This is a genomic window from Frankia sp. Allo2 (assembly GCF_000733325.1).
GTDB lineage: Bacteria > Actinomycetota > Actinomycetes > Frankiales > Frankiaceae > Frankia > Frankia casuarinae.
Window position 1 is genome coordinate 68725 of the sequence record NZ_JPHT01000025.1, and the last position, 8755, is coordinate 77479.

The 8755-nt window shown below is 70.7% G+C and carries 10 protein-coding genes, 1 pseudogene and 1 riboswitch; of the genes and pseudogenes, 7 read left to right on the forward strand and 4 right to left on the reverse strand.

From position 1 onward, the window contains the following. Window positions 1–143: 143 nt before the first annotated feature. The gene (locus ALLO2_RS16310) at window positions 144–1832 is read left to right on the forward strand and encodes an IS66 family transposase (RefSeq protein ID WP_084588459.1); all 1689 of its coding nucleotides are present in this window, start codon (window positions 144–146) and stop codon (window positions 1830–1832) included. A 64-nt stretch (window positions 1833–1896) separates the two neighbouring features. Here ALLO2_RS16310 and ALLO2_RS24680 read toward each other — a convergent pair whose 3' ends face one another. The 3 genes from ALLO2_RS24680 to ALLO2_RS16320 form a co-directional block, all read right to left on the reverse strand. After that, on the reverse strand, window positions 1897–2337 hold the full coding sequence (locus tag ALLO2_RS24680; RefSeq protein ID WP_232235135.1) for a transposase: 441 nt from the start codon (window positions 2335–2337) through the stop codon (window positions 1897–1899). A 111-nt stretch (window positions 2338–2448) separates the two neighbouring features. After that, a complete protein-coding gene (locus ALLO2_RS16315; protein WP_011437269.1) occupies window positions 2449–2778 on the reverse strand; it encodes a helix-turn-helix domain-containing protein in 330 nt (109 codons plus the stop codon). Next, window positions 2775–3125 carry a type II toxin-antitoxin system RelE/ParE family toxin gene (locus tag ALLO2_RS16320; protein ID WP_011437268.1) on the reverse strand — a complete coding sequence of 117 codons (351 nt, stop codon included), beginning with the start codon at window positions 3123–3125 and terminating at the stop codon, window positions 2775–2777. The genes ALLO2_RS16315 and ALLO2_RS16320 overlap by 4 nt, the downstream gene beginning before the upstream one ends. Before the next feature lie 470 nt (window positions 3126–3595). Here ALLO2_RS16320 and ALLO2_RS16325 point away from each other — a divergent pair, with 470 nt between their 5' ends. From ALLO2_RS16325 to ALLO2_RS16350, 6 genes are all read left to right on the forward strand, one after another. Further along, complete coding sequence (locus ALLO2_RS16325) at window positions 3596–4567, forward strand: Rpn family recombination-promoting nuclease/putative transposase (RefSeq protein ID WP_084588460.1); 972 nt, start codon at window positions 3596–3598, stop codon at window positions 4565–4567. A 301-nt stretch (window positions 4568–4868) separates the two neighbouring features. Further along, entirely contained in the window at window positions 4869–5021 is a 153-nt protein-coding gene (locus ALLO2_RS27360) for a hypothetical protein (RefSeq protein ID WP_011437266.1), read from the forward strand. Window positions 5022–5140: 119 nt separating this feature from the next. Next, window positions 5141–5339: riboswitch (cobalamin riboswitch) on the forward strand. A 35-nt stretch (window positions 5340–5374) separates the two neighbouring features. Next, window positions 5375–6076: a 5,6-dimethylbenzimidazole synthase gene (gene bluB, locus ALLO2_RS16335; RefSeq protein WP_051875334.1), complete on the forward strand. Its 702-nt coding sequence runs from the start codon at window positions 5375–5377 to the stop codon at window positions 6074–6076. 65 nt (window positions 6077–6141) lie between these two features. Next, entirely contained in the window at window positions 6142–6414 is a 273-nt protein-coding gene (locus ALLO2_RS16340; RefSeq protein ID WP_232235136.1) for a type II toxin-antitoxin system Phd/YefM family antitoxin, read from the forward strand. Then, window positions 6411–6800, forward strand: a complete 390-nt coding sequence (locus ALLO2_RS16345; RefSeq protein WP_023841117.1) for a type II toxin-antitoxin system VapC family toxin — start codon at window positions 6411–6413, stop codon at window positions 6798–6800. The genes ALLO2_RS16340 and ALLO2_RS16345 overlap by 4 nt, the downstream gene beginning before the upstream one ends. A gap of 552 nt (window positions 6801–7352) precedes the next feature. After that, window positions 7353–7937: a superoxide dismutase family protein gene (locus ALLO2_RS16350; RefSeq protein WP_011437263.1), complete on the forward strand. Its 585-nt coding sequence runs from the start codon at window positions 7353–7355 to the stop codon at window positions 7935–7937. A gap of 120 nt (window positions 7938–8057) precedes the next feature. Here ALLO2_RS16350 and ALLO2_RS26500 read toward each other — a convergent pair. Next, window positions 8058–8755, reverse strand: a pseudogene (locus tag ALLO2_RS26500) (serine/threonine protein kinase); the annotation flags it as partial.

Consider the following 8755-nt stretch of genomic DNA (forward strand, 5'->3'; position numbering starts at 1 on the left):
CNGCNGAGTGNNAAAACAACACCGCCGTACCTTGACGCCAGAGAGTGTCCATTCACGGGTGTGCCGGGGTAGCCCGCTGACCTTGGGGTTTGTGTTGCGGGGACGTGCTGTGGCCGTTGCTTGATCCTGGTGGCTGGGCGTGGATGATCAGGGTTGTGGCTGAGCTGTCCGCGTCGTCGTGGGAGTCGCGTCTCGCGGCTGCCGAGGCGCGGATCGAGGAACTCGCCGTCGGGCAGGCCGCGTCGGTGGCGGCGAACGAGCGGTTGGTGTCGGTCAACGAGCGGCTGCGTCGGGTCGTGGAGGACTCGGCCGCGCGGCATGAGGTGGAGCTTGGCGCGGTGCGCGCCGAGCGGGACCGGGCCGTGCGGCGGGTCGAGGAGCTTGAGCTCGAGTTCGCCGAGCTGCGCCGGCGGCTGTCGCGGGACAGCACGAACTCCTCTGTGCCGCCGTCGAAGGATCCGGTCGGGGCGAGGGAGAAGCGGAAGGCCGAGCGGCGGGCGTCCTCGGAGCGGGNCCGGTCGAAGGAGAAGAAGCCGGGNGGGCAGCCGGGNCATCCGGGGGCGGGGCTGGCCCGGGAGGAGACGCCGGACCGGTCGTTATCGGCGGACCCGCCGTCGGAATGCTCGTCCTGCGCGGCGGATCTGTCCGGCGCGGGGGTGCTGGCGGACGGGTGGGCGCAGGCCTGGGACCTGCTCGAACCGGTGCTGGAGAAGGTCGAGTGGGCGCTGCCGCGGCGGCGCTGCGCCTGCTGCCGGAAGGTCACCACCGCCGTGGTTCCGGGGGTGCGGCACGCGGCGGCGGGCGGCGTGTCCTACGGGCCGCGGCTGAACGCGGCGGCGGTGCTGCTCGCCTCCGAGGGCAACGTGCCGGTCGAGCGGGCCGCGATGGTCATCCACGCGCTGCTGGGGGTGCCGGTCTCGTCCGGGTTCGTCGCCCGCGCGAACGAGCGGCTCGCGCAGGATCTTCAGGCTGCCGGGTTCGACGAGGCGATGAAGGCGGCGCTGCGGGCCGAACCGGTGCTCTGCGGGGACGAGTCGCCCGTCAACGTGCTGCGCAAGGATCGTGACGAGGTCACCGGCACCGCCCTGTCGGGCACCCCGCACCTGCTGGTGGTGCGCACCCCGGCGCCCGGGCTGGTCTGGTATGCGGCGATCAGCTCCCGCTCGTCCGGGGCGATCGACGCCACCGGCGTCCTCACCGGCTGGCACGGCTACCTGACCCGCGACGACTACGCCGGCTGGCACCAGTACGACCCCACGCTCGCCGGCGTGCAGTTGTGCTGTGCCCATCTCATCAGGGCGTTGCGTGCGGTGCTGATCCTCGCGCCGAAGGTCCAGAAGTGGGCGGGCCGGCTCATCGACCTGCTCCGCGAGGCCAACGGCCTGGTCGTCGCCGCCCGCGCCGCCGGGAACAGCCGCCTCGGCCAGGCCGCGATCGACGCGCTGCGGGCCCGCTACGACGCCGACGTCCGGATCGGCGAGCTGACGAACATGTCCCGCCCCTGGGCCGACGAGAAGAACCATCCCGGCCTGGTCCTGGCCCGCCGGCTCGCCGCGAAGGCAGACCAGGTCTGGCTCTTCACCACCGACTTCAAGATCCCATGGACGAACAACCCCAGCGAGCAGGCCATACGCCTCCCGAAACGCCACCAGGCCGTCTCGGGCTACTGGCACACCCCCACCATGGCCGCCTACCTACGCGTGCGCTCCTACCTCGTCTCCGCCCGCGACCACGGCCTGACCGCCGTCGACGCCATCCGCCTCGCCCTCGCCGGTACGCCCTGGATGCCAGCCAGGCGCGCGGCCAGCCCCACACACGCTCTCGCCACCTAAACCAACATCAACACGGGGCTGCTCAAGCCGTCACCCGTGAATGGACACTTGACTGGGGGCGGGGTCAAACGGTCGTAGCGACGCCTCGATAGGATGATCGTGATGGCGTCGAGGCTGCGGGCAGCCAGGTGCACCAGCGCGGTCCGCTTGATCTGTGACCACACCCCTCCGCCGGGTTCAGCTCGGGGGCATAGGCCGGCAACGCCACCACGCTCACCCCATCGGCGTGTTCCTGGAGAAACGCGGCCATCTCCGCCTGGCGGTGGATGTTCACCCCGTCCCAGACCAGGATCATCCGGCCCNCGGGAAGCTGGGCGTGCGCGGCGGCCAGCAGATCCCGGCAGTCCTGCCAGCCGATGCCTTTCCGGCCGCTGCCACCACGCCAGGTCCGGGCCCGGTAGAGCAGCCCTGGGCCGCCACCCGGGGCGGTAGCAGACCATCGGCGACCACACTCACCCGTCCGGACCCGCCCGGCCGGGTACCCGCACCACCGGTGTTCGCCCACGTCGACCCCAGGTCCGTGCCCGTGGCGGCCTGCGGCTCTGTCCTGTCTCGCCGAGGAAACCCGGCCCAGGCCGCTTGCTCCAGACAGTGCGGGGGCGTGGTTTGTTGCCTGTCACGCAGCGGGCGTGTCGGTGCCGCGCAGGATGTAGAGATCGTCGCCGAAGACGGCGGTGATCTGGATCTGGCCGCCGAGGGCCTGGACGTAGCGGGCGATGACGTCGACGGTGGAGACGTCGCCGCGTTCGATCTGGGAGACCCGGCTCTTGCTGACACCCATGTGCTCGGCGACCTCGGTCTGGGTCAGGCCGAGGAGCCTGCGGCGTTCAGCGAGGCGGTGGCCGTCGATGTAGGCCTGGTTGCGCCTGCGGGCCTCGGTCAGGGTCTCCTCGGCGTCGGCGATCAGATCGGCGCGGACGTCGTTCCACCGGGGGAATCTGGTCATGAGCTGCCCTCCTCGGCTTCCCGTTCCTTCATGTACTCGGCGTACAGCGTCTCCGCGCGTGGGATCGCCGTGCGGTACCAGCCGGACCAGTCGCCCGACTTGTCCCCACCGACCAGCAGGATGGCGCAGCGCCAGGGATCGAAGACGAACAGGACGCGGATCTCCGAGGTGCCCGCGGAAGCTGGCCTGAGCTCCTTGAGATTGTGGATCTCCGAGCCGACCAGGCGGTCGACCAGTGGTCGGCCCAGGCTTGGCCCGGCATCGGCCAGCCGATCGATCGCGTCGACGACGAGCGCCCTGGACCTCGGATCGAGCTCGTTGACCCAGGCCAGGAACTCGTTCGTCACGCGGACTTCCCATTCGTCCACAGACAGAGTTTAGCAAATTCTCGACCTCGGACGTGGGAGCGGCGGCGCCGGGCTCGCTGTCTTCTACGTGGCCGGCCGTGGTGTCTCGACCTCGCGGACACGTAGCGTGGCCACGTCGCGTACCCGAGTTTCGGTGAAATCTGCGAGCAGATCTACTATCCCGTGCTTGAGGCAACCGTAGGCCGGCCGTACGCGCGGCAACAGCGACACCACCGGCGCGATCCGCGGCGGTGGTGTCACCACGGGGCTGAAGTGGAAGCGCCGGCGTGAGCCGCTGTCGATCGTCGGCGAAGTGGACGCCGCGGTACGCGAGGCGTGCTGGGAACTCGGCGCTATCGTTGCCGCCAGTCTGGCAGACGGCTTGAGCGCCGCCCCCGTTGGCCGTGTGGATCGGGAGCTAGCTGTGCGGCGCCGTCTGGGATGTCGGTGTTCGCCGGTACGGTGCCGCCATGTCGAGTCCGCCTTCGCCGCATGACGCGGTGTTCCGCCGGGTCCTCGGTGTGCCGTCGAACGCGGCGTCGCAGCTGCGCGCGACGCTGCCGGCGGCTCTTGTGGCCCGCCTCGACCTCGACCGGCTGGCGATTGTCCCCGGTAGCCTGGTCGACGCCACGCTGCGGTGGCGGCACACCGACCTGCTCTTCACCGCTCCGCTTGACGGCCATGAGGCGTTCATCTACGTCCTCGTCGAGCACCAGAGCAGCAGCGACCCGCTTATGGCGTTCCGGATGCTGCGTTACGTCGTGCGTGTTTGNGACCGCTACCTGGCAGACCATCACAAAGCGGCCCGGCTGCCAGCGGTGGTCCCGCTGGTCGTGCACCACAACGAGCACGCGTGGGTCGCCCCGACTCAGGTGCTCGACCTGGTCGACCTGGCTCCGGACCTCGCCGGCGCCTGGCGGGAGCATCTGCCCCGGTTCCAGTTCCTGCTCGATGACCTGGTTCGCGTTGACGAGCGGGAGCTGCGGGAGCGTCCGCTGACGCACTCGGTGCGGCTCACTCTGCTCCTCCTCAAGATCGTCCCTGGTAACCCCCGGCTCGCCCAGGACCTGCGACCGTGGGTCGACGAACTGCGCGCGGTCCTCGACGGCCCGGATGGCAGGGAGGAGTTCGCCACTTTGCTGCGTTACATTGAGCTGGTCGGAGAAGCGGACGCCCGCGACGAGTTGCATGACCTGATCGCCGGCCTTGGACCTGAGGCGGAGGATGCCTACATGACCATCGCAGAGATGCTCCGTGCCGAGGGTCGTGTCGAGGGCCGCGTCGAGGGTCGTGTCGAGTCGCTCCTCCAGCTGTTGACCCTCAAGTTCGGTCCGCTTCCCGAGGCCGCGCTCGCCGCCGTGCACGACGCCTCCGCCGGCCAGCTCCAGACCTGGACCGCTCGCGTCCTGACCGCCGACACGCTCGACCAGCTTTTCCTCTGACCAGCTGCAACGCCGCGGTAGCTCTCTTCGCGCGGGTTGCCTGTCAGCACGAGCACGCGTCCTGACGTGCCTTCAGCCCGGCCGCGGCGATGTNGGCCGGGTCGCCGCGGGGGATCGCGTCGGTGACCACGCGCACCAGGCGCACCCCCACCCATATGCACTTACTGGCCTTCCCGGACATGGATGATCCGTTCGGGTCCCCCGCTCCGACCGTGGTAGCCGTNCCCCCCCTGTTGCGGAGATCATCCGGGCGCTCACCGCGACGGACCTGACAGCCGTCCCGCTGCGCTCGTTGCGGCAGGTGACCGAGCTACGGCTCGGCCTGCCCCAACCACGCGACGACCGCGTCGCCGCGCTCACAGCGGCGCTGGCCGGTGATCCCGCCGATCCGCGGACTCGGGCCGAGTTCGGCGCCACCGTCGGGGCGAGTGAACGTACAGTGAACGTACCTTGAGCCGCCTGTTCCGTTGCCAGACCGGGATGACCTTCCCGCAGACCGTGCTCAGGTCCCCCAAACTCACCGGTCGACGGATCGCCGTCACCTTGGTATGTCGATTTATCCTGTATCGTCCCCAATGGCATCATGAGCGGGGTGCCCCGGGGGACCGGGGAGAATCGGGAAGCCGGTGAAAGTCCGGCACGGGCCCGCCGCGGTAACCGGGAAGTCGCCGTCCATGCGCGTCGCGCAGCCACTGGGCCCTCGGGTCCGGGAAGGCGGACGGCCGGCGTTGATCCGGAAGTCCGAAGACCGGCCCCGCATCGACGTCGCCCGTCGTCGTGCGGGCGGCCGGACAGCGGGAGCCTGCCATGCCCACCGACAGCCACCCTACGAACCTCCGCCCCACGGACCTCTACGATGTCCTGCACCGGCGGCGCGACGTGCGCGGCCAGTTCACCGGCGCGCCGATCCCCGCCGACGTGCTCGACCGGGTGCTCGGGGCGGCTCACGCCGCGCCGAGCGTCGGCCTCAGCCAGCCCTGGGACTTCATCCTCGTCACCGACGAGCGGTCCCGGCGGGCCTTCCACACCCATGTGCACCGCGAGCGCGCCGTCTTCGCCGGGGCCCTGGCCGGTGAGCGTGCAGCCCGGTTCGCCCGGATCAGGATCGACGGCATCCTGGAGTCGTCGTTGTCGCTGGTTGTGACCTACGATCCGCACCGCGGGGGGCCGGCGGTGCTGGGGCGGCACGCCATTGCCGACGCCGGCTTGTACTCGGTGTGCCTGGCGATCGAGAACCTGTGGCTCTCCGCAACCGCCGAGGGCCTCGGGGTGGGCTGGGTGTCGTTCTACCGGGAGCCGTTCGTTCGTGACCTGCTCGCCATCCCCGCCGACATCCGGCCCGTGGCGTGGCTCTGCCTCGGGCCGGTAACCCACCTTGAGCACGTTCCCGACCTCGAACGCCATGGCTGGGCCCGGCGGCGTCCCCTCGCCGACGCCGTCCACGCCGAGCGCTGGGGCGCGATGCCGTCCGGGGGGCGCGATGCCGTCCGGGGACGGTGCTCCCGCTGATCCTGGAATCGAGGGGCCAGCGGGTGTCCAACACTTGTTGGACTTCAGGTATGACTGTGGTGAGCATGCGGGATCTCAGCCACGCCGTGGGTACCTGGGTTGACCGTGCGCACGCGGGAGAATCGATCGTCATCACTCGCAACGGACGACCGTGGGCGAGGCTGGTGCCCGAACTGACGCAGACGGGCAGTGACTACCTGGACCAACTCGTTGCCGAGGGGCGCGTTACCGTCCCCACCGCGAGCCTGGCTGATCTCCCCGAACCGACGTCTACGGGCAGCTGGGACGGCCGTGACTCCGTGGACGTGGTGGCGGAGCTACGCGGGGAATCTTCTTGAATTATCTGGACTCCAGCGCATTGATGAAGTTGACCCATCCGGAGCGTGGGACGCGTGCGCTGCGCTCCTGGCTTGCCGTCCGGCCAGGCGTCGCGGTGTCGTCCGCGCTTGTGATGCTCGAAGTGACCCGAGCGTTGCGCCGCAGCGACCCCGCCGCTCTTCCCCGTATCCCCGACGTCCCGTCGCGGATCACGCTCGTGCCCATCGACCAACCGATCATGGTCTCCGCCGCGGCCTTGACGGATCCGTTGCTGCGTTCGCCGGATGCCCTGCATCTCGCGACGGCGCTCCGGCTCGATGCGCCGTCACTGGTCTTCGTCAGCTACGACAAGCGCCTGTCGACCGCCGCCGCCCAGGAAGGCCTGACCGTTGCTGTGCCCGCCTGAGCCAGGTATGAGTATGTACCCATACCCATACCCTACGAGCGTGTGAAGGGAGACGTCCCGTGACCGATGCCAACATCCGCATCCCTGGTGAGGCAGGCGACCGGCTCGCGGAGGTCGCGGCGGCCGAGGGNCTGTCTTTGCGCGCCTATCCCGCCCGTCTCGCTGATCAGGTCCTCACTCTGGACGACACTGCCTTGGTCGCAGCCGGCCGGGCAACGTCCTGGCGTCTCGCCTGATCCACCGGGCGCATGCCGAGCCTGGCTGGTTTCTTCGCCCGAGCCGGTGGCCGGCGTTGGGAGCGGACCATGCCTGAGGAAGGGTGGACCATGCCTGAGCAAAACGTGGCGTCCGAGCAAAATATGGCGTCGGTGCTGCCCCGGTCCTTGGGTACTTCCTCGGATTCGCGCCGAGGATGGTGAGCCGGGCACCCCCGTTCGGCCCCACGTTTCCGTTCAGGTCGTGTTGAGCATTCCCGAAACCTGTGGCCAGGCTAGGCTCGTCCCACGTGAACGGCGTTCCCGAGCCACTGAACTAGCCGCTGAAAGGATCCTCATGCGACGGCGTCTGTCGATCACCCTGGCCGGCCTCGGCTTGTTCACCGCGTTGTTCGCCGCTGCGGCCTCGGCGGTGGCACCGGCGGCTCCGAGCGCCACGAGGGTCGTCGCGGAGCCGGTCGCGTTCACGACCTGGAACGAGAAGCAGCCACCGGCGGCCGTCACCTACGACCGGCATCTCGTTCCGGTCGGCGCCGGGGCGGTCGTACTGGCGGCCGGCGGACCTCGTACCGTGGTGGGCTTGGTGGTTCAGGGGCTGCTGCCCGGCCACAGGTACGGGGCGCATGTTCATCAGAAGGCGTGCGGCGCGACGGGTACGGCGGCCGGGCCGCATTACCAGAACGTGCCGGACCCGGTACAACCCTCTGTCGATCCGGCGTACGCCAATCCACACAACGAGGTCTGGCTGGATTTCAGTACGGACGCCGACGGCAACGGCCAGGCGTTCGCCGTCGTCGACTGGAACTTCCGAGCCGGCGGTGCCAGGGCCGTCGTGCTCCACGAGCACGGGACGAGTGGCATGCCCGGCGAAGCCGGATCCGCCGGTCCGCGGGCGGCCTGCATCACCGTTCCGTTCTCCTAATCTTGTGGCGAAGCCGAAGGCGGCGGTCGCGTAGCCGGTTTGCCACAGTCAGAGTCTCCGGTGCGTGGTGGATGAGCACCAGGACGCCGGACGGTGGCGTGACGCGGCCGTGCGGCGGGTTCAGCAGGGCGGNGCGGNCGTCGCGCCCCCGACTGGGGCGCCCGTCGGGCAGCTTGTCGCCGTGGTCGAGGCGCCCGGGCTCGGCGACGGGGTCGGCGCGACCGTCGGGGAGGCGCCCGTCGGCTGCGATGGCCGGCTCGTAGGCGTGGCGCTCGGCTGCGCGCTCGCCGTGGTGGGTACCGGTGTCGCAGTGCCCGGGTCCGTCGGTGTCATCGGCTGTTCGTCGCCGACCGGGGGTGGGCTGGCCGGGCCGGGCCGAGCCGGGCCGGGCCGGGTGCCCGGCGTCCACAGCGGAGCACCGGCCGGCGGCTGGTTCGCGGGGCCGCCGGGGGCCGCCGGGCCGAACGACGGGGCGGGGGCGGCCGGTTCCACCTGGGGATCGGAGCCGCCGGCCCCGATGAGCGCGGCGACGAGCCCGACGAGCCCGACGATTCCAGCGAGCAGGACGACCGGCAGCGCTCCGTGCGCGCCCGGTGCCTGCCGCCGCCAGGACGCCGGGAGCCGGCCGAGCAGCATGCCGAGGAGCCCGCCGTCCGCCGGGTGTCGCGGCGGACCGGCTGCGCCGCCGTCGGCGGGATCCTGCACCGAGCCGTCCGCGCCCCGGCGGGGCACCGGGACGGTGCGCCACGACTGGTCGTCGCCCGGCGGTGGCGTCGGCCGGTTGGCCAGGGGATGGGTCGGCTGATCGGGCCGGTCAG

Coding starts and splice junctions, on each gene's coding strand:
- ALLO2_RS16315 (WP_011437269.1), bottom strand. CDS start 2,778: ATGACCAGATTCCCCCGGTGGAACGACGTCCGCGCCGATCTGATCGCC.
- bluB (WP_051875334.1), top strand. CDS start 5,375: ATGCCCACCGACAGCCACCCTACGAACCTCCGCCCCACGGACCTCTAC.
- ALLO2_RS16340 (WP_232235136.1), top strand. CDS start 6,142: ATGCGGGATCTCAGCCACGCCGTGGGTACCTGGGTTGACCGTGCGCAC.
- ALLO2_RS16350 (WP_011437263.1), top strand. CDS start 7,353: ATGCGACGGCGTCTGTCGATCACCCTGGCCGGCCTCGGCTTGTTCACC.